This is a genomic window from Aeromicrobium sp. HA (assembly GCF_027171405.1).
GTDB lineage: Bacteria > Actinomycetota > Actinomycetes > Propionibacteriales > Nocardioidaceae > Aeromicrobium > Aeromicrobium tamlense.
On record NZ_CP114372.1, the window covers coordinates 948,616 to 966,042 of the forward strand.

Here is a 17,427-nt window from a genome sequence, read left to right on the forward strand (position 1 = left end):
GCGAGGATGGGGCCGTGGCTTCCCAGCGTGTCGCTCCCGCGTCGCTCTCCGCGCGGTCGACGGTCCTGAGCCTGGTGCTCGGCGCGCACCCGGAGCCGTTCACGCCGGCCGATCTCACCCGTGCCGGCCAATACTTCGGCATCGCGCCCTCGACGGTGCGCGTCGCGGTCACCCGCGCCGTGGCCGACGGCGACCTGCGGCGCACCGACGCCGGCTACCGACTCGGCGACCGCCTGCTGCGACGCCAGCAGCACCAGGACGAGGCCGTGCGGGACGCCGAGACGGCCTGGGACGGCACGTGGGAGATGGCGATCGTGGTCGTCTCCGGCCGCTCGGGTGCGGAGCGCGCCTCCCTTCGCGACGCGCTGGCGGCCCGCCGTCTCGCGGAGCTGCGGGAGGGCGTCTGGACCCGTCCGGCGAACCTCACCCGTGCGTCCCCGGTCGACCCCGTGCTGCGGACCTTCAGGGCGACGCCGGAGCAGGATCCCGAGGAGCTGACCGCGCGCCTGTGGGACCTCGGCGGCTGGGCGCGTGAGGGTGAAGAACTGCTGGACCGGCTCGCGAGCGTCCGGGAGCCGGCATCTCGCCTCGCTGCGGCCGCGATGCTCGTGCACCACCTCAGCACCGATCCGCTGCTGCCGGCGGCCCTGCGCCCGCCGCACTGGCCCGCGGCCGACCTGCGCGACGCCTATCGCGCCTACCAGGACGAGCTGCAGCGGCTCGCCCTGCTCAGGACACCTCCCGCGTCACCGGGACTGGACGGCGAAGGGCCGTGACGCCGTAGGCGGAGAGCAGGATCACCACGGGCCACAGGGCGAGGCGCTCGAACAGGCCGGCGTACTCGTCCCCGGCCAGGATGAACGCCGCGGCGCCGGCGCCGGTGACCACGCCACCGCCCAGCATCACGCGCGCCAGGATCGGCTGTTCGTCGCGGATGTGGAACGCCAGTGCCACGAGCGCTGCCGGCTGGGCGACGAACAGAGGGGTCGCGGCGATCACGTGGGCGGTGGGGTGCTGATCCTGTGGCGTCAGGCCCGTCGCGACCGAGCTCAGTCCCGAGACCACCAGCAGGCCCGTCGCCCACGGGCCGAGTCGACGGCTCAGCGTCACCGCACTGCCGGCCAGCAGCAGGCCGAACGCCACGAACGATCCGTTCATCCAGGCGTGGCGGACCGAGCAGTAGTCGGGCGCGCAGCCGGTCTCGCCCAGTCTGCTCACGGTGTCGGCCAGGAGGCTGTAGTCGCCGATCACCGCGGCGGCGACGAAGATCTCCGTCGCGATGTAGAGCGGACGCGCGACGAGCGCCAGGGCGCCCCAGCGGGAAGCGGTCGGCATCCGTCAACCGTAGCCGTGAGAGGTTGAGTCATGGCCCAACGTCAGCTGCCGCGTCCGAGGGAGGTCTTCGACCTCCTCCGCTTCAAGAAGCCGGTCTGGAGCGCCAAGCAGCGACGGCTCGACGCCGCGCTGACCATCCACGACCTGCGGCGCATCGCGGCGCGTCGGACGCCGCGTGCCGCCTTCGACTACACCGACGGCGCGGCCGAGAACGAGCTGTCCCTGGCGCGGGCTCGGCAGGCGTTCGAGGACGTCGAGTTCCACCCGCGCGTGCTGCGACCCGCTGTCTCGGTGGACACCTCGACCACGATCCTCGGCGGGCCGTCGCGGCTTCCGTTCGCGATCGCGCCCACGGGCTTCACCCGCCTCATGCAGACCGAGGGGGAGATCGCCGGCGCCGGTGCGGCGGGCGCCGCGGGCATCCCGTTCACGCTCTCCACGCTGGGCACGACGTCGATCGAGGACGTGAAGGCGGCCAATCCGGAGGGCCGGAACTGGTTCCAGCTGTACGTCATGCGTGACCGGGAGATCTCGTACGACCTGACGCGCCGGGCGGCCGCTGCCGGCTTCGACACCCTGCAGTTCACCGTCGACACGCCCGTCGCCGGGGCTCGTCTGCGCGACCGCCGGAACGGGTTCTCGATCCCGCCGCAGATCGCCCTGAAGACCATCCTCAACGCGGCCGTCCGACCGTGGTGGTGGTACGACTTCCTCACCACGCCGAAGCTCGAGTTCGCCTCCCTCACCTCCACCGGCGGCACCGTGGGCGAGCTGCTCGATGCCGCGATGGACCCGACGATCTCCTATGACGACCTCGACGTCATCCGTGGCCTGTGGCCGGGGAGGATCGTCGTCAAGGGAGTGCAGAACGTCGAGGATGCCCGCGCCCTGGCCGACCGCGGGGTGGACGGCATCGTGCTGTCCAACCACGGCGGCCGCCAGCTGGACCGCGCCCCGGTCCCGTTCCACCTCCTGCCCGACGTCGTGCGCGAGGTGGGCGCCGACCTGGAGATCGGCGTCGACACCGGGATCATGCACGGCGCCGACATCGTCGCGTGCATGGCGCTCGGGGCGGACTTCACCATGATCGGCCGCGCCTACCTCTACGGGTTGATGGCGGGCGGGCGCCAGGGCGTGGACCGCACGATCGAGATCCTCGAGACGGAGATCGTGCGCACGATGAAGCTGCTCGGCGCCTCCTCGATCGCCGAGCTCGAGCCGGCCCACGTCACCCAGTTGCGCCGCCTCGTCCCCTTCAGCCGGCCCTAGCCGGCCGTCTCACCAGGAGTCGCCGAACTCCGTGAACGTGAAGCTGGGGTCGGCGGCATCCTGGACGGCCTTCGCGACGGCGTGGTGCACGCCGGGGTGGAAGACGCTCGGGATGATGTAGTTCGCGTTGAGCTCGCCGTGGGTGACGGCGTCGGCGATGGCCTCGGCCGCGGCCACGAGCGCGCCGGCGGGGATGTCATGGCTCTGGGCGTCGAGCAGGCCGCGAAACGTGCCGGGGAACGCGAGGACGTTGTTGATCTGGTTGGGGTAGTCCGAGCGGCCGGTCGCCACGACGCGGGCGGTGCGACGGGCGACGGCCGGGTCGATCTCGGGCGTCGGGTTCGCCAGTGCGAACACGATGGCGTCCTCGCCCATGGCCGCGACGTCGTCGCCGTCGATGATGTTCGGGGCGCTGACGCCGATGAAGACCTCCGCGCCGGGCAGGACCTCCTTGAGGGTGCCCGTGACGTCGTCGGGGTTGGTGTGCTCGGCGATCCAGCGCAGCGACTCGTGGTCGTTCTCGCGGCCGCGGTGGACGACGCCGTCGACGTCGCAGACCACGACGTTGCGCGCGCCGGCGGTCAGCAGCAGCCTGAGGATCGCCGTGCCCGCGGCGCCCGCGCCGGCGAGCACGATGCGCACATGTGCGAGCTCCTTCTCCACCACACGCAGCGCGTTCGTCAGCGCTGCGAGGACGACGATCGCCGTGCCGTGCTGGTCGTCGTGGAACACCGGGATGTCGAGTCGCTCGCGCAGCCGACGCTCGACCTCGAAGCAGCGTGGCGCCGAGATGTCCTCGAGGTTGATCCCCGCGAAGCCCGGCGCGATCGCCGCGACCGTCTCGACGATCTGGTCGACGTCCTGCGTGTCCAGCACGATCGGCCAGGCGTCGATGCCGGCGAACGACTTGAACAGCGCCGCCTTGCCCTCCATGACGGGCAGAGCCGCGTACGGGCCGATGTTGCCCAGGCCGAGGACCGCCGAGCCGTCGCTGACCACGGCGACGCTGTTGCGCTTGACCGTGAGCCGGCGCGCGTCCTCGGGGTCGGCGGCGATCGCGTTGCAGATGCGGGCGACGCCGGGCGTGTAGATCATCGAGAGGTCGTCGCGGTTCCGCAGCGGGTGCTTCGAGGCGGTCTCGATGACCCCGCCCAAGTGCATGAGGAACGTCCGGTCGGAGACCTTGAGGATCTCGACGTCCTCGAGGTGGCGCAGGGCGTCGACCACGCGCTCGGCGGCCCCGTCGCCCTCGGACGCCGCGCACGTGAGGTCGATCTGCAGCACGTCGACGCCCGAGCCCGTCACGTCGAGCGCGGTGACGAGCCCACCGGCCTCCTCGACGCACGCGCTCAGCGCGCTCACGCCGGAGCCGCCGGCAGGAACGGTGAGGCGGACGGTGATCGAGTTGGACACTCCGGGAGCAGACACGACAGCGTTTCTACCCTGCAATCCCCGTTACTCGCGAGTCGGGCAGGTGTGGCGTGCGACTCCTCAGGGCTCGTCGCCGGCGGGCGCGCGGTAGGCGTCGACGAGCTGGTCCCGAGCCGTGTGCAGGTAGGACGTCAGGTGGTCCGCGGCCTCGTCGGTGCGGCCGTCCTCCAGGAGTCGGCAGATGGTCTGGTTGACCGGCAGATAGGGCTCGTGGAAAGGCTTGAGCGGCTGCATGACGTGGAAGGCCAGGCGCAGCTCGGCCAGGGTCTGGCGTGTCATGGCGTTGATCCGCTCGTTCCCCGCCAGCGCCACCAAGGCGTTGTGGAAGCGCATGTTGGCCGTGCCCACGCCGTTCCAGTCGTCGGCCTCGGCCGCCTCCAGGGCCTGCGTGACGGCCAGGCGGGCGCGGGAGATGTTGGCGGGGGAGTGGGTCGATGCGCTGCGCACCGCTGCGACCTCGATGAACTCGCGCACCTGGTAGATCGAGATGATGTCCTCCGCCGTGAGCTTCCGGACGAAGATCCCGCGATTGAGCTCGTGAACGACCAGGCCCTCGTGGGCCAGCAGTCGCAGTGCCTCGCGCAACGTGTTGCGCGAGACGTTGAGACCATGCGCGAAGGCCTCCTCCGGCAGGTGTGACCCCGGCTCCAGGCGGCCCTCGATCAGCAGGTTCCGCAAGACGTCGGCGACGCGTTCTCCCGTCGTGGCGAACGTCGGCTTGTTCGAGCCGGCGAAGAGTGCCGCGACGGCCTCCTCGGACGTCAGATCGGTCATGAGATCCTTCTTCTAATGCGTGAACAACTGCTGTTCGCGGTGCGGGCTCAGGTTATGGGGACATTGTCCTACGCACAATGGGCCATGTTGCACGGATGTAAAAAGTGGATGGCATCTGACGATTCTTATTGCCTAATGTGTGAACAATCCGTATGTTCCTGCTGTGTGGCCTGCGCCACCTCCCCCGAGATGCGGGACCCCCCGACTCCTGACGAGAAGGAAGAACGGCATGTTGAAGAAGCGCCCTGTGCGGATGGCGGTGACGGCCCTGGCCGCCGTGCCCCTGTTGTTGCTCGCCGCGTGCAGCGAGGATCCCGGTGCCGCGAGCGGCAGCGCGGCGGACACCTCGGAGTACCAGGCCGTCGCCGAGAAGGCCATGGAGCCGGTCAGCGAGTTCACCGGTCCCACCGAAGGACCCGCGGCGCAGCCCGGCAAGAAGGTGGTCTTCCTGACGTGCGGCTTCGAGGCGGAGGGCTGCAACCTTCCCGGCAAGGCTGCCGCCGAGGCGGGCGAGGCTCTCGGATGGGACGTCAAGGTCGTCGACGGCAAGTTCGATCCGCGCGTCTACAGTCGCACCATCCAGGAGGCCATCGACGACGGCGCCGACGGCATCATCCTCGACGCCGTGTCGGCCAGCTCGGTGAAGGGGCAGGTCAAGGCCGCCCGCGACGCCGGTCTGGTGGTCGGCAGCTACGACTCGCTCAACGAGGTCTCCGAGTCGGGCGCCTCCTACGACGTGCAGGCCAGCATCGAGGACCAGGGCAAGGCCATGGCCGCCTACATGATCTGGAAGTCCGAGGGCGCCGCGAACGCCTACGTCCTCAACTCGCCCGAGTTCAACGCGCCCTACGCCTGGACCGAGGTCGCGCAGCAGGAGATCGAGTCGTGCTCCTCGTGCGAGCTCGTCGGCAGCCAGGACTTCACCGCAGGTGACGCGGCGACCCGACTTCCGCAGCTCGCGGTGACGGCGGCGCGCAAGGACCCGAACCTCAACGTCATGATCGCGTCCTACGACGCCGCCATGCTCGCCGCCATTCCGTCGATGAAGCAGGCCGGCATCCTCGACCAGGTCAAGGTCGGCACCTTCAACGGCGTCTCCCCGGCGCTCGACCTCATCCGCAAGGGCGATCTCGCCGCCAGCGTCGGTGGCGCCATGGAGTGGGGCACCTGGGCGGCCATGGACAACATGAACCGCATGCTGGCCGGCGAGGAAGCCGTCGAGCAGAACGTCCCGATCCGCCTGATCACGGCGGAGAACATCGACAGCATCGAGCCCGGCGGTCCGTGGACCGGCGACATCGACTACGCCGCCGAGTACCAGAAGATCTGGGACGCGAAGTGAGTCAGGTGCCCTCGACCGCAGGTCATCAGCCCATCCGGATCGAGAACGTCAGCAAGACCTTCGGGGCGACGAAGGCGCTCCGCAACGTCTCGCTGGAGGTGGCCCCCGGCTCCATCCATGCCCTCATCGGCCTCAACGGATCCGGCAAGTCGACCCTCGTCAAGGTGATGGACGGCTACCACAGCGCGGACGAGGGCACCGTCAGCATGGGGGAGGTGGCCTTCGTCCACCAGGACCTGGGCCTCCTCCCCAGTCTCACCGTCCTGGAGAACTTTGTCATCGGTCGACCGATGGCGATGCGCTTCGGACAGATCGACTGGAAGACCGAGGCGAAGCGAGCCCGCAACGCCCTCGCCGAGTTCGGTCTCGAGAACACGCTGGACCAGCAGCTCGCCAGCCTGAGCCTCGCCAACCAGGCGATCATCGCCTGTGCTCGGGCGCTGGACCGCTCCCGCGGGGCGGCGATCGACTCCCTCGTCCTCGACGAGCCGACGTCAGCGCTTCCCTCGCACGAGATCGGTCTGCTCGCCGATGCCATGAAGGCCTTCGCGGCACGCGGGGTCGGCATCGTCTTCATCACCCACCGCCTGCAAGAGGTCAAGGATCTCGCCGACACGGTCACGGTCCTGCGCAACGGCGAGTCGGTCTTCACCGGCCCGACCGCGGACCTGGCCATCCCGGACATGGTCCAGTTGATGGTCGGGGACGCGCCGGTGCACTCCACGCACGAGGCCAGAGCCAGTGTGCGCACCGCCGAGCCCGTGCTGTCGATCCGTGCGCTGCACGACGACACCATCGACGACCTCGACCTGGACATCTACGGAGGCGAGATCGTCGGCGCCTTCGGCATGGTGGGCAGCGGGCTGGAGCGCCTCGGCGCGCTGGCCGCCGGGCGCGAGATCGCTCGCGCCGGCAGCGTCGAGTTCGAGGGCCGGCCGCTCACCGCGGGCGACGCCCGCGCGCGCCGCATCGGCTACGTCCCCAGTGATCGGCCGCGCCGTGGCGTCCTGCCGGGACTGACCGTGCGGGAGAACATCTCGGTCCGCAGTCTCGCGCGGACCATCCGGGCAGGCGGGATCTCGCGACGTCGCGAGCAGGCGCTCGCGGCCCGGTGGACCGAGGAGCTGAGCGTCAAGCCGCGCGACCCCGAGGCGTCGATCCTGACGCTGAGCGGCGGCAATCAGCAGAAGGCGATCCTCGGTCGCTGGCTGGCGATCGAGCCGGCCGCGATCGTCGCGGAGGAGCCCACCCAGGGGATCGACGTCTGGGCGAAGCAGGACATCCTGCGCCGGCTCCGCATGACGGCGGAGACCGGTGCCGGCGTCCTGCTGACCGCGGTCGAGCCCGAGGAGATCATCGACTTCTGCGACCGCGTCGTCGTCCTTCGCGCGGGTCGCGTCGTCCTCGACGCGCGGCGCGAGGACGTCGTCATCACCGACATTCTCAGTGCGATGCACTGACCCACCAGGAAGAGCATCGTGACCACATCCAGCACCCGATCGGAGACGACCGACGTGTCGACCGCATCCACCGCCGTCCCGCCTGCGCACCGACTTCGCGCGATCCTGCCCCGCTTCGGCATGGTGGGCCTGTTCATCGTCCTCATCGTCGTCTTCAGCATCCTGCGGCCCGTGTCGTTCGCCAACAGCGCGAACCTGCGGACGATCCTGGTCGAGAGCGCCGTCCTCACGATCCTGGCGCTCGCGGTGATGATCCCGCTGATCGCCAACGACTTCGACCTGTCCGTGGCGTCGGTCCTGGGGCTGGCGTCCATCCTGGCCGCCGGCCTGCCCGCCAAGCAGGGACTTCCCGTTCCGGTCGTGATCGTGGCCGTGCTCGCCGTGGGCGCGGTGGTCGGACTCCTCCACGCGGTCCTCATCGTGAAGTTCGACCTGCCCTCGGTGGTCGTGAGTCTGGGCACCAGCACCGTCCTCGGCGGACTCGTGCTCTGGTACACCGGGGGAGCAGTGCTCTACGAGGGCGTGCCCGCCGCACTGACGAACCTCGGCTCGAAGTCGTTCCTGGGCCTGCCGCTGCCGGTCTACTACATGATCGTCGTCGCCGCTGTTCTGTGGTTCGTCCTCGAACGTCGACCGTGGGGCCGCAACCTGTACGCCGTGGGCTCGTCCGAGGTCGCTGCCCGCCTCGCTGGCGTGAACACCGCGCGGACGCGCGCCACGGCCCTGGTCGCCTGCTCCACGCTCGCAGCCCTGGCGGGCCTGGTCCTCACGGCTCGGGTGGGCTCGGGCAACCCGTCGATCTCGAACGCGTACTTCCTGCCGGCGTTCGCGGCCGCGTTCCTCAGCCTCGCGGCGTTCCGGCTCGGCTTCTTCAACCCCCTGGGCGTCGTGCTCTCGGTCTACCTGCTCGCCGTCGGCGTCAACGGCCTGACCATTCTCGGCGTCCCGTCCTGGGTCGAGCCGGTCTTCAACGGCACCGCTCTGATCGTCGCCATCGGACTCGCTCGTCTCTCGATCGGCAAGTCCCGCCGGCTCGTCGGCGCCTGAGCCCGCCTCCCACCACGCAACGCAAGGAGCGTCATCCCATGGCACAGCCCGACCGAGTCGAGGTCCTCATCGTCGGCGCCGGACCCACCGGAGCCATCGCCGCCAGCGAGCTCATCGCTGCCGGATTCTCCGTCACCTGCCTGGAGCAGGGCGACTGGACCCATCGTGCGGCGTTCAAGGGCGCCACGAAGGACTGGGAGCTGTCCGCGCAGCGTGACTGGCACCCCAACCCGAACGTGCGTGGCCGGGCGGCGGACTACCCGATCGACGTCACCGAGTCCGACGTCAACCCGCTCATGTACGCCGGCGTCGGTGGCGCGACGATCCTCTACGGCGCCCACTGGGTGCGTGCGCTCCCGTCGGACTTCCGCGTCAGGACGCTCGACGGGGTCGCCGACGACTGGCCGTTGACCTACGAGGACCTGCAGCCGTTCTACGAGGACATCGACCAGCAGATGGGCACCGCGGGGCTCGGTGACGACCCGACCTACCCCGACGGGGAGGCGCCCCCGCTGCCGCCGTTGCCGATCGGCAAGATCGGCCTGCGCGCGGCGCAGGGAATGGACCAGCTGGGCTGGCACTGGTGGCCCGCGCCCAACGCCATCGCGTCCAAGGCCTACCGCGGCCGCGAGGCGTGCGTGCGGCGTGGCACGTGCCAGACCGGGTGCCCCGAGGGCGCGAAGGGCAGCGCCGACCTGACGCACTGGCCGGAGGCCATCCGGGCAGGCGTGCGGCTCATCACCGGAGCACGCGTGGCCGAGATCACCGTCAACGCGCAGGGGCTGGCGGACGGTGCCGTCTACATCGATCGCGACGGCGTGCGCCACCACGTGGCGGCCTCGACCGTGATCGTGGCGGCGAACGGCGTCGGCACCCCGCGTCTGCTGCTGATGTCGGGTCGTGACAGCTTCGACCACGGTCTGGCGAACTCCTCGGGCCTGGTGGGGCGCCGCCTCATGATGCACCCGTACGCGGCGGTGAACGGCGTCTACGAGGAGGACCTGGAGAGCTGGCTGGGTCCTGCCGGTCAGTCGATCGTCTCTCACGAGTTCTACGAGACCGATCTGTCCCGTGGATTCGTCCGCGGCGCGAAGTGGCAGGTCATGCCGGCAGGTGGCCCGCTGGGCAACCGCTCGGGTTACGGCGGCCATGCCGAGCACGGTGACGCAGACGGCGAGCCCGACCCGCTCGCGGCGTGGGGTCCCTCCTTCCACGAGGCGGCGCGCCGGACGTTCGGCCGGTCGTTCGAGTGGGGCATCATCGCCGAGGACCTCCCTGACGAGGCGAATCGCGTCGTGCTGTCGGACTCGCTCGTCGACTCCGACGGACTTCCCGCTCCGAAGATCATCTACAAGACCAGCGAGAACACGCGCCGGCTGCTCGACTTCCACCTGGCGCGGGCGCGCGAGGCGCACCTGGCCGCCGGCGCCATCGAGACCTACGACACCCCGCTCATGCGGGACTGTGGCTGGCACCTGCTGGGAACGACGCGGATGGGAGACGACCCGGAGACGAGCGTCGTCGACCAGTACGGCCGGTCCCACGACATCGCGAACCTCTACATCTACGACGGGAGCACCTTCGTGACCTCGACGGGTCAGAACCCGACGGCGACCATCGCGGCGCTCACCCTGCGCGCGGTCCGTCACCTCATCGCCGGTCGTCGTGACCAGGAGGTGGCATCGTGACGACGCCCATCGGCATGAGTCCGACTGCCCTGAACACGGCGCAGCGCGAGACGCTGGTCCGTGTCCTCGACGTGCTGATCCCCGCGGCGGCCGGGATGCCCTCGGGTGCCGAGGTCGGCGTCGCGGATCGGTGGATCGATGAGGCGCTGAGGCTGCGACCCGACCTCCGCGACGACCTCCTGCACGCGCTGGAGACCCTCGAGCCGATCGACGCCGGCCTCGAGGACGCGCTGCGCGCTTATGCGAAGCAGCATCCTGAGGCGTTCGTCGCCGTCGGTGTCCTGGTGTCCGGCGCCTACTACATGGATGACCGCGCCCGCCTCGCCCTGGGATACCCGGGCCAGGAGGACCGCCGGCTGGTCGACGACACCGGCGACTACCTCGACATGCTCGAACGAGTCGTCGAGCGCGGACCGATCTTCCGACCCACCCCCGCCGAAGGAGCAGAGGCATGAGCGAGAGGTTCACGCAGCCCGTCGCGATCGTCACGGGAGCGGCATCGGGCATCGGACTGGCGTCGGCGCGCGAGCTGGTGGGCCGTGGGTACGCGGTCGTCGTCGCGGATCTCGACGAGACGAACGGGAACGCCGTGGCGGCCGAGCTCTCCGAGGCCGGCACGGCGATCTTCGTCCACGCCGACATGACCTCGGCGACGGACGTGGCGGCGCTGATCGAGCGCGTCCGGGAGTGGGCCGGCCGACTCGACGCCGTCGTCAACAACGCTGGCATCCAGAGGTCCGGTCCGATCACCCAGTTCGACGAGGGGACCTGGGACCAGCTGATGGGCGTCAATCCCAAGACGTGCTTCCTGGCGGCCAAGTACGGCGTGCCGCTCCTGGCCGAAGGTGGCGGCGGAGCGATCGTGAACATCTCGTCCATCGCCGGCGTGCGTGGCGGACCCGGTCAGGTGGCCTACTCGGCGTCGAAGGGCGCGATCGTGGCGTTCTCGCGAGCGCTGGCGAACGAGCTCGCGGACGAGGGCATCCGCGTGAACTGCCTCGCGCCCGGTTGGGTCGACACTCCGTTCAACGCACCCGCGATCGAGAACATGGGTGGTCGCGAGGTGCTCGACGAGATGGTCGCCTCCTCCGTGCCGATGAAGCGTCAGGGGACCCCGCAGGAGATCGCCAAGGCCGTCGCGTTCCTCGCGACGGACGACTCGTCCTACATGACCGGTCAGACGGTCATCATCGATGGAGGCCTGCTGTGACTCGACTCGAGCTCGACCTCGCCCAGGCCGCGGTGGCCGGTGCTCTCGCCCACGCCGCTCAGCGGGAGGCTCCCTCCGCGGTGGCCGTGGTCGATCTCGGCGGAAATCTGCTCGCCTTCGCCGCGGACCCCGACGCGATCCTGGCTGCGCGTGACCTCGCCGTGGCCAAGGCCTACACCTCGTTGTCGCTCCGCGCCGAGTCCGGTGCCCTGGACTCGTCCGTCCAGCCCGGAGGTCCGTTCTACGGGCTGAACACGGCGCTGAGCGGGCGCCCGCTCGTCACCTTCGCGGGCGGCCGTCCCCTGACGGACGAGACGGGGAACGTCATCGGTGCCGTCGGCGTGTCCGGTGGCACGCTCGACGACGACACGCAGATCAGTGCCGCCGCCGTGAGCGCGTTCGAGGACGCACGATCCCAGCAGGCTGCTCGTGAGCGCCTCGACGACTGAGTCCCTGGCACGTCCGCGGATCGACCTCAACGCCGACCTCGCAGAGGGGTACGGCCGCTGGGGCTTCGGAACGGACGACGATCTGCTCGACGTCGTCACCTCGGCGAACATCGCGTGCGGCTTCCACGCCGGTGACCCCACCGTCATGCGCCGTGCCGTCGCCCGGGCCGTGGCCAACGGCGTGCGCATCGGTGCGCACGTCGGCTATCCCGATCTCGCCGGGTTCGGCCGGCGACCCATGACGATCGCGCGCGAGGAGCTGGCGGATCTCGTCGCCTACCAGCTGGCAGCCCTCTCCGGGATCGCCAGCGCGGAGGGCGGCGAGGTCCGGTACGTGAAGCCTCACGGCGCGCTGTACAACACCGCGGTGCACGATGCCGAGCAGGCCGCGGCGATCGTCGACGCCGTGTGCCGGATCGATGTGTCGCTGAGGGTGATGTCCCTGCCGGGATCGGTGCTGCTCGAGACGGCGGCTGCTCGAGGGCTCACGACGATCACCGAGGGCTTCGCGGATCGGGCCTACCTCGCCGACGGTCGCCTCGCGCCACGCTCCATGGAAGGGGCGGTCATTCACGACCCTCAGACGGTCGCGGACCGTGTGGTGCAGGTCGTGACCCGTGGCGTGGTGGGGACGCTGGACGGCGGCACGACGCCCGTCCGCCCCGCCAGCATCTGCGTCCACGGCGACTCGCCGGGTGCCGTGTCGCTGGCGCGTCGGGTGCGCTCGGCGCTGTCCGCCGCCGGCGTGGAGATCGCCTCGGCGGTCGACGAGCCGGTCGGGAGCGCGCGGTGAGGCTGATGCCCGCCGGCACGACAGCCGTGCTGGCCGAGGTCGCCGACCTCGAGGAGATGATGGCGCTGTACCGCGGACTGCAGCAGGCTCGCGACACGCCTGAGGGCCGCGGGATCACCGAGCTCGTGCCGGCGGTGCGGACCGTCCTGATCGAGTTCGACGCGGCGACCACGACAGCACGTCGCGTGGCGGAGATCGCGGCGGAGCAGTCCTTGGCGACCGTGTCGGACGACGCGGGGGAGGTCCTGACCATCCAGGCCGTCTATGACGGCGTCGACCTCGACGCGACGTGCGAGGAGCTGGGCATGACGCGTGCATCGTTCGTGCAGTGGCACACGGGTCTGTCGTGGCGGGTCGCCTTCACGGGCTTCGCGCCCGGGTTCGGCTACCTGGTCGCACCGGGTCACACCGCCTCGATCCCTCGGTTGAGCGAGCCACGCACCCGGGTGCCTGCCGGATCCATCGCGATGGCCGACCACTTCACCGGCATCTATCCGTCCGAGTCCCCGGGTGGCTGGCGCATCGTCGGGCACACCGACCACCTCCTGTTCGACGTCGACCGACCCGAGCCGGTGACGCTCATGCCGGGCACGGCCGTTCGCTTCGAGGAGCGTCCGTGAGGCGCCCCGCGACAACACCGGTCGTGCGCATCGTCGAGCCCGGGATTCTCACGACCGTCCAGGACCAGGGCCGCCGTGGTCTCGCCGCGATGGGCGTGACCGTCTCCGGCGCCGTCGACCGGTCCGCCTATGCGCTCGCGAACCGCCTGGTGGGCAACTCGCCGGGATGCGCGGTGCTCGAGGTCACCTTCGGCGGGTTCGAGGCCGTCACGACTGGCGCGACCTGGATCGCCACGACCGGTGCGACGGCGCCCCTGTGGGTCGATGGCATCAGGCACGGCGCCAACTCGCGCGTCCACGTCCCCGCGGGTGCGACCATCCGACTCGGCCAGCCGGCGTGGGGCCTTCGGACCTACCTCGCAGTCCGAGGCGGCCTCGACGTCCCGCAGGTGCTGGGCTCGCGCTCGCGGGACACGCTGGCCGGCATCGGCCCCGCTCCGCTCGAGCGCGGCGACGAGATCACCCTCGGCACGGACTGGGGACGGTTTCCTCCCGTCGACCACGCGCCGGTGTCGACCGGGCGTGCCGGGGCTCCCATCGAGCTGCCGCTGGTGCTCGGGCCGCGTGACGACTGGTTCACCGGCGCCGCGTTGTCCACGCTCGCGGCGGCGAGGTGGACGGTGGGCGCCGCGAGCAACCGGATCGGCGTGCGTCTCATCGGACCTGAGCTCACCCGCGCCGTGTCCGGAGAGCTTCCCAGCGAAGGCGTCCCGGTGGGTGCCGTTCAGGTGCCCTCCTCGGGTCCCATCGTGTTCCTCGACGACCACCCCGTCACCGGCGGCTATCCCGTCATCGGCGTGGTGACACGCGAGGGACTGGACTCCCTCGCCCAGGCCCGTGCGGGAGACACCGTCGTCTTCCGTCCTGTCCCGGTCGACTTCGTCGCCCACGAGGCAGCCCGCCAGCGCATCTCCCACTGACCACCCTCGATCCGCCCATCCCCACCGACACAATGGAGTGACCGGTAGCCATGTCCACCAACCCCTCGAGCGCTCTCGTCGCGGACGCGACTCCCACCCCGCTGAAGGACGCGCGAGCCCAGCTCGCCGAAGCCGTCAAGATCCTCGGCTATGACGACGGCATGTGCGACATGCTCGCGACGCCGCGGCGCGAGGTGACCGTCTCGGTACCCCTGAGGCGCGATGACGGCTCGGTCGAGCTCCTCGTCGGCCACCGCGTCCAGCACAACATGTCGCGGGGCCCGTCCAAGGGCGGGTTGCGGTACAGCCCGACCGTCGACCTCGACGAGGTCCGGGCGCTGGCGATGTGGATGACCTGGAAGTGCGCGCTGGTCGACATTCCCTACGGCGGCGCGAAGGGCGGCATCGCGTTCGACCCGCGCCAGTACTCCCGTGCCGAGATCCAACGAGTGACCCGGCGGTACACCAGCGAGCTGATGCCGATCCTCGGTCCGACGACCGACATCCCCGCGCCGGACATCGGAACCGACAGCCAGGTCATGGCGTGGATGATGGACACCTACTCCGTCAACAAGGGCTTCACGATCCCCGGCGTGGTGACGGGCAAGCCGACGCAACTCGGCGGCTCCCTCGGCCGCGCCAGCGCGACGTCGCGAGGTGTGGTCCTGGTCGCCCTCGCCGCACTGCGTCATCGCGGTCTCGAGCTGGAACGGACCACGGCTGCCGTCCAGGGCTTCGGCAAGGTGGGGCGCGACGCCGCGCTCTTCCTCTGGAGGGCGGGCGTGAAGGTCGCCGCGATCAGCGACCAGTACGGGTCGATCCAGAACTCCTTCGGCATCGACGTGCCCGCGCTCGAGCGACACGTCGACGAGTCGGGCAGCGTCGTGGGGTTCAGCGGTGCAGACGACCTCCCGCATCGTGACGATCTGCTCGTCGCCGATGTCGATCTCCTCGTGCCTGCGGCGGTCGAAGGCGTCATCCACGCCGGCAACGCGGAGAGCGTCCGTGCGTCCATCGTGGTGGAGGGCGCGAACGGCCCGACGACGCCGGAAGCCGATCGCATCCTCGAGGATGCCGGATGCCTCGTGGTCCCTGACATCCTCGCCAATGCCGGGGGCGTCATCGTGTCCTACTTCGAGTGGGTCCAGGCGAACCAGGCGTACTGGTGGAGCGAACTGGACGTCGAGGCCCGGCTGAAGGAGCGGATGGACCACGCATGGGAGCGAGTCCTGAGCACCGCGAAGAGCCGCGACGTCAGCTTGCGCCAGGCGGCGACGGTGCTGGCCATCGAGACCGTGGCGACGGCTCACCTGGCGCGAGGTCTGTACCCCTGAGCATCACTCGGCGTCACGCCGGGCGAACCGCACGGACCACGACGTCGTGCAGCACGGTCGCGTGGCCGCCAGGGCCGTCGACGATGCGCTGCGACTCCTCGGCCGTCACGATCTCCCAACCGGGTGAGTCGAAGCGGGCGGTGATGTTCGCGGCCGTCGCGGAGGCCTCGTCCGGGGAGTCGTGGCCGTGGAGGTGTCCCACGATGAGCAGCGTGCCGCCGGGCGCGACCCACTCGGCGAGGCGGTCGTAGAACTCCAGCTGCGGCATTGCCGGGTGGGCGTAGTGCGTGGTGACGAGGTCGTACGTGGTGCCGGGGTCCCACGTGGAGAGGTCGGCGCTCAGCCACTCCACCTGCCCGGCAAGTCCGGCGGCCACCGCGCGCTCCTGCCCGAAGGCGAGTGCTGCTGGGGAGATGTCGGCGGCGGTCACGGTCCAGCCCTGACCTGCGAGCCAGATCGCCTCGGCTCCGGCGCCGCAGCCCGCGTCGAGTGCCGTCCCGGGCTCGAGGTGGCGCGTCTCGCGCTGCAGGTGGGGGTTCGGGTCGCTCGTGCTCATCGCGACGGCGCGGTCGCCCGTCCAGATGTCGTTCCAGTAGTGGTCGTCGAAGGTGTGCTCCATGCATCGACCATGACCCGCGTGCCGTCGATCCGGCAATCTTTGTTGCCGAATGGCAAACTGGGGCCATGGAGATCGATCGCACGCTCGATGCCGTCGGGCCTCGGCTCAAGGAGCTGCGCCAGCGGCGCGACGTCACGCTGAGCGAGTTGTCCGCCGAGACCGGCATCTCGACCAGCACCCTCTCGCGTCTCGAGGCGGGACTGCGCCGTCCCACGCTCGAGCAGCTCCTCCCGCTCGCGAAGTCGCACGGCGTGACCCTCGACGAACTCGTCGACGCCCCGCCGACCGGCGATCCGCGCGTCACCCTGAAGCCTCTCGCGACGAAGGACGGGCGGACGATCGTGCCGCTGAGCCGCCGCCCGGGCGGCATCCAGGCCTACAAGTTCGTGCTGCCCGCCGGTCGCGACGACGACGAGCCCGAGCTGCGCACGCACGAGGGCTACGACTGGGCCTTCGTCCTCGACGGTCGGCTGCGGCTCGTGCTGGGCGAGCACGACATCGTCCTCAAGCCGGGCGAGGCGGTCGAGTTCGACACCCGCACCCCGCACTGGTTCGGCGCGACGAGCGCCGGACCCGTCGAGTTCCTCAGCCTCGTCGGCAAGCAGGGCGAGCGGGCCCACCTGAGGGTCGCGCCGAAGCGACTCCGCGATCAGTCTGCGACCACCGCGGGGTCTTGAGCGCCGATCCGCGCGACCTCCCGGTCATACGTCTCGGCGTCGAAGGTGATCCCGTGCGGAACCGGCACTTCGACGTGCCAGTCCCAGTGAACGACCTCCCCGTCGCGGACGATCGTCACGTCGGTCGAGCCGCAGCCGTACTCGCCGCACGAGCACCGGGCGATGCAAATGCGGCGCGGCTCCTCGGTGGCGATCAGCCGGCACCGGACCATCATGACTCAGCCGGCGCGACCGAGGATCACGATCGCGATGACGAGGCAGGCGATCGCTGAGACGCAGCCGAGGGCGAGCGAGATCCGCGCGAGGTTCCGCATGCCGGGGGTGCGGTCGACCTCGTGCGTGGCCATCGTCCGGATCACGCCCATCGGCAGCAGCCAGCCGGTGGCGATGAGGGTCGCGGCGAGGGCGGCATAGAGGGTCGAGTCGCTCATGTGAGGGACGTACCCGCTCGCGCCCGCG

20 protein-coding genes are annotated in these 17,427 nt (G+C 70.4%); 14 read left to right on the forward strand and 6 right to left on the reverse strand.

Going from position 1 to position 17,427, the window contains the following annotated elements:
• Positions 1-14: 14 nt before the first annotated feature.
• Positions 15-776, forward strand: coding sequence for a PaaX domain-containing protein, C- domain protein (locus O3S82_RS04575; RefSeq protein ID WP_269305910.1), 762 nt, complete (start codon positions 15-17; stop codon positions 774-776).
• Here O3S82_RS04575 and O3S82_RS04580 read toward each other — a convergent pair.
• Complete coding sequence (locus O3S82_RS04580; protein ID WP_269305912.1) at positions 730-1,335, reverse strand: DUF998 domain-containing protein; 606 nt, start codon at positions 1,333-1,335, stop codon at positions 730-732. The genes O3S82_RS04575 and O3S82_RS04580 overlap by 47 nt on opposite strands.
• Positions 1,336-1,365: 30 nt before the next feature.
• Between O3S82_RS04580 and O3S82_RS04585 the strand changes: the two genes are divergently transcribed.
• Positions 1,366-2,604, forward strand: coding sequence for an alpha-hydroxy acid oxidase (locus tag O3S82_RS04585; RefSeq protein WP_269305914.1), 1,239 nt, complete (start codon positions 1,366-1,368; stop codon positions 2,602-2,604).
• Positions 2,605-2,613: 9 nt separating this feature from the next.
• On the opposite strand, the gene O3S82_RS04590 is transcribed toward O3S82_RS04585, so the two are convergent.
• Both O3S82_RS04590 and O3S82_RS04595 read right to left on the reverse strand, forming a co-directional pair.
• Positions 2,614-4,032, reverse strand: a complete 1,419-nt coding sequence (locus O3S82_RS04590) for an NAD-dependent malic enzyme (protein WP_269305916.1) — start codon at positions 4,030-4,032, stop codon at positions 2,614-2,616.
• 63 nt (positions 4,033-4,095) lie between these two features.
• Entirely contained in the window at positions 4,096-4,809 is a 714-nt protein-coding gene (locus tag O3S82_RS04595; RefSeq protein WP_269305918.1) for a GntR family transcriptional regulator, read from the reverse strand.
• Positions 4,810-5,038: 229 nt separating this feature from the next.
• Here O3S82_RS04595 and O3S82_RS04600 point away from each other — a divergent pair, with 229 nt between their 5' ends.
• From O3S82_RS04600 to O3S82_RS04650, 11 genes are read left to right on the forward strand one after another with little or no spacing between them, the layout of a single operon-like run.
• Complete coding sequence (locus tag O3S82_RS04600; protein ID WP_269305919.1) at positions 5,039-6,151, forward strand: sugar ABC transporter substrate-binding protein; 1,113 nt, start codon at positions 5,039-5,041, stop codon at positions 6,149-6,151.
• A 5-nt stretch (positions 6,152-6,156) separates the two neighbouring features.
• Positions 6,157-7,611: a sugar ABC transporter ATP-binding protein gene (locus tag O3S82_RS04605; protein WP_269305921.1), complete on the forward strand. Its 1,455-nt coding sequence runs from the start codon at positions 6,157-6,159 to the stop codon at positions 7,609-7,611.
• 18 nt (positions 7,612-7,629) lie between these two features.
• Entirely contained in the window at positions 7,630-8,658 is a 1,029-nt protein-coding gene (locus tag O3S82_RS04610; RefSeq protein WP_269305922.1) for an ABC transporter permease, read from the forward strand.
• Between the two features lie 38 nt (positions 8,659-8,696).
• The gene (locus O3S82_RS04615) at positions 8,697-10,346 is read left to right on the forward strand and encodes a GMC family oxidoreductase (protein ID WP_179425840.1); all 1,650 of its coding nucleotides are present in this window, start codon (positions 8,697-8,699) and stop codon (positions 10,344-10,346) included.
• Entirely contained in the window at positions 10,343-10,801 is a 459-nt protein-coding gene (locus O3S82_RS04620) for a hypothetical protein (protein ID WP_179425838.1), read from the forward strand. Before O3S82_RS04615 ends, O3S82_RS04620 begins: the two co-directional genes overlap by 4 nt.
• Positions 10,798-11,556 (forward strand): SDR family NAD(P)-dependent oxidoreductase, encoded by a 759-nt coding sequence (locus tag O3S82_RS04625; protein WP_179425835.1) that lies wholly within the window; start codon positions 10,798-10,800, stop codon positions 11,554-11,556. The genes O3S82_RS04620 and O3S82_RS04625 overlap by 4 nt, the downstream gene beginning before the upstream one ends.
• Complete coding sequence (locus tag O3S82_RS04630; RefSeq protein ID WP_269305927.1) at positions 11,553-12,005, forward strand: GlcG/HbpS family heme-binding protein; 453 nt, start codon at positions 11,553-11,555, stop codon at positions 12,003-12,005. The genes O3S82_RS04625 and O3S82_RS04630 overlap by 4 nt, the downstream gene beginning before the upstream one ends.
• Positions 11,986-12,798 carry a LamB/YcsF family protein gene (locus tag O3S82_RS04635; protein WP_269305929.1) on the forward strand — a complete coding sequence of 271 codons (813 nt, stop codon included), beginning with the start codon at positions 11,986-11,988 and terminating at the stop codon, positions 12,796-12,798. The genes O3S82_RS04630 and O3S82_RS04635 overlap by 20 nt, the downstream gene beginning before the upstream one ends.
• Before the next feature lie 5 nt (positions 12,799-12,803).
• Positions 12,804-13,418 carry a 5-oxoprolinase subunit B family protein gene (locus O3S82_RS04640; RefSeq protein WP_269307033.1) on the forward strand — a complete coding sequence of 205 codons (615 nt, stop codon included), beginning with the start codon at positions 12,804-12,806 and terminating at the stop codon, positions 13,416-13,418.
• Positions 13,415-14,338, forward strand: a complete 924-nt coding sequence (locus tag O3S82_RS04645; RefSeq protein ID WP_269305932.1) for a biotin-dependent carboxyltransferase family protein — start codon at positions 13,415-13,417, stop codon at positions 14,336-14,338. Before O3S82_RS04640 ends, O3S82_RS04645 begins: the two co-directional genes overlap by 4 nt.
• Positions 14,339-14,388: 50 nt before the next feature.
• Positions 14,389-15,672, forward strand: coding sequence for a Glu/Leu/Phe/Val family dehydrogenase (locus tag O3S82_RS04650; RefSeq protein ID WP_269305934.1), 1,284 nt, complete (start codon positions 14,389-14,391; stop codon positions 15,670-15,672).
• A gap of 13 nt (positions 15,673-15,685) precedes the next feature.
• On the opposite strand, the gene O3S82_RS04655 is transcribed toward O3S82_RS04650, so the two are convergent.
• A complete protein-coding gene (locus O3S82_RS04655) occupies positions 15,686-16,291 on the reverse strand; it encodes an SAM-dependent methyltransferase (protein WP_269305936.1) in 606 nt (201 codons plus the stop codon).
• A gap of 65 nt (positions 16,292-16,356) precedes the next feature.
• Here O3S82_RS04655 and O3S82_RS04660 point away from each other — a divergent pair, with 65 nt between their 5' ends.
• Positions 16,357-16,968 carry a helix-turn-helix domain-containing protein gene (locus O3S82_RS04660; protein WP_269305938.1) on the forward strand — a complete coding sequence of 204 codons (612 nt, stop codon included), beginning with the start codon at positions 16,357-16,359 and terminating at the stop codon, positions 16,966-16,968.
• Here O3S82_RS04660 and O3S82_RS04665 read toward each other — a convergent pair.
• Positions 16,941-17,183 (reverse strand): hypothetical protein, encoded by a 243-nt coding sequence (locus O3S82_RS04665; RefSeq protein ID WP_269305940.1) that lies wholly within the window; start codon positions 17,181-17,183, stop codon positions 16,941-16,943. The two genes, O3S82_RS04660 and O3S82_RS04665, sit on opposite strands and share 28 nt — an antisense overlap.
• Before the next feature lie 3 nt (positions 17,184-17,186).
• Positions 17,187-17,399 (reverse strand): hypothetical protein, encoded by a 213-nt coding sequence (locus tag O3S82_RS04670; protein WP_269305942.1) that lies wholly within the window; start codon positions 17,397-17,399, stop codon positions 17,187-17,189.
• Between the last annotated feature and the right edge of the window lie 28 nt (positions 17,400-17,427).

Coding starts and splice junctions, on each gene's coding strand:
- O3S82_RS04580 (WP_269305912.1), bottom strand. CDS start 1,335: ATGCCGACCGCTTCCCGCTGGGGCGCCCTGGCGCTCGTCGCGCGTCCG.
- O3S82_RS04585 (WP_269305914.1), top strand. CDS start 1,366: ATGGCCCAACGTCAGCTGCCGCGTCCGAGGGAGGTCTTCGACCTCCTC.
- O3S82_RS04595 (WP_269305918.1), bottom strand. CDS start 4,809: ATGACCGATCTGACGTCCGAGGAGGCCGTCGCGGCACTCTTCGCCGGC.
- O3S82_RS04600 (WP_269305919.1), top strand. CDS start 5,039: ATGTTGAAGAAGCGCCCTGTGCGGATGGCGGTGACGGCCCTGGCCGCC.
- O3S82_RS04615 (WP_179425840.1), top strand. CDS start 8,697: ATGGCACAGCCCGACCGAGTCGAGGTCCTCATCGTCGGCGCCGGACCC.
- O3S82_RS04625 (WP_179425835.1), top strand. CDS start 10,798: ATGAGCGAGAGGTTCACGCAGCCCGTCGCGATCGTCACGGGAGCGGCA.
- O3S82_RS04640 (WP_269307033.1), top strand. CDS start 12,804: ATGCCCGCCGGCACGACAGCCGTGCTGGCCGAGGTCGCCGACCTCGAG.
- O3S82_RS04650 (WP_269305934.1), top strand. CDS start 14,389: ATGTCCACCAACCCCTCGAGCGCTCTCGTCGCGGACGCGACTCCCACC.
- O3S82_RS04655 (WP_269305936.1), bottom strand. CDS start 16,291: ATGGAGCACACCTTCGACGACCACTACTGGAACGACATCTGGACGGGC.
- O3S82_RS04660 (WP_269305938.1), top strand. CDS start 16,357: ATGGAGATCGATCGCACGCTCGATGCCGTCGGGCCTCGGCTCAAGGAG.
- O3S82_RS04665 (WP_269305940.1), bottom strand. CDS start 17,183: ATGATGGTCCGGTGCCGGCTGATCGCCACCGAGGAGCCGCGCCGCATT.
- O3S82_RS04670 (WP_269305942.1), bottom strand. CDS start 17,399: ATGAGCGACTCGACCCTCTATGCCGCCCTCGCCGCGACCCTCATCGCC.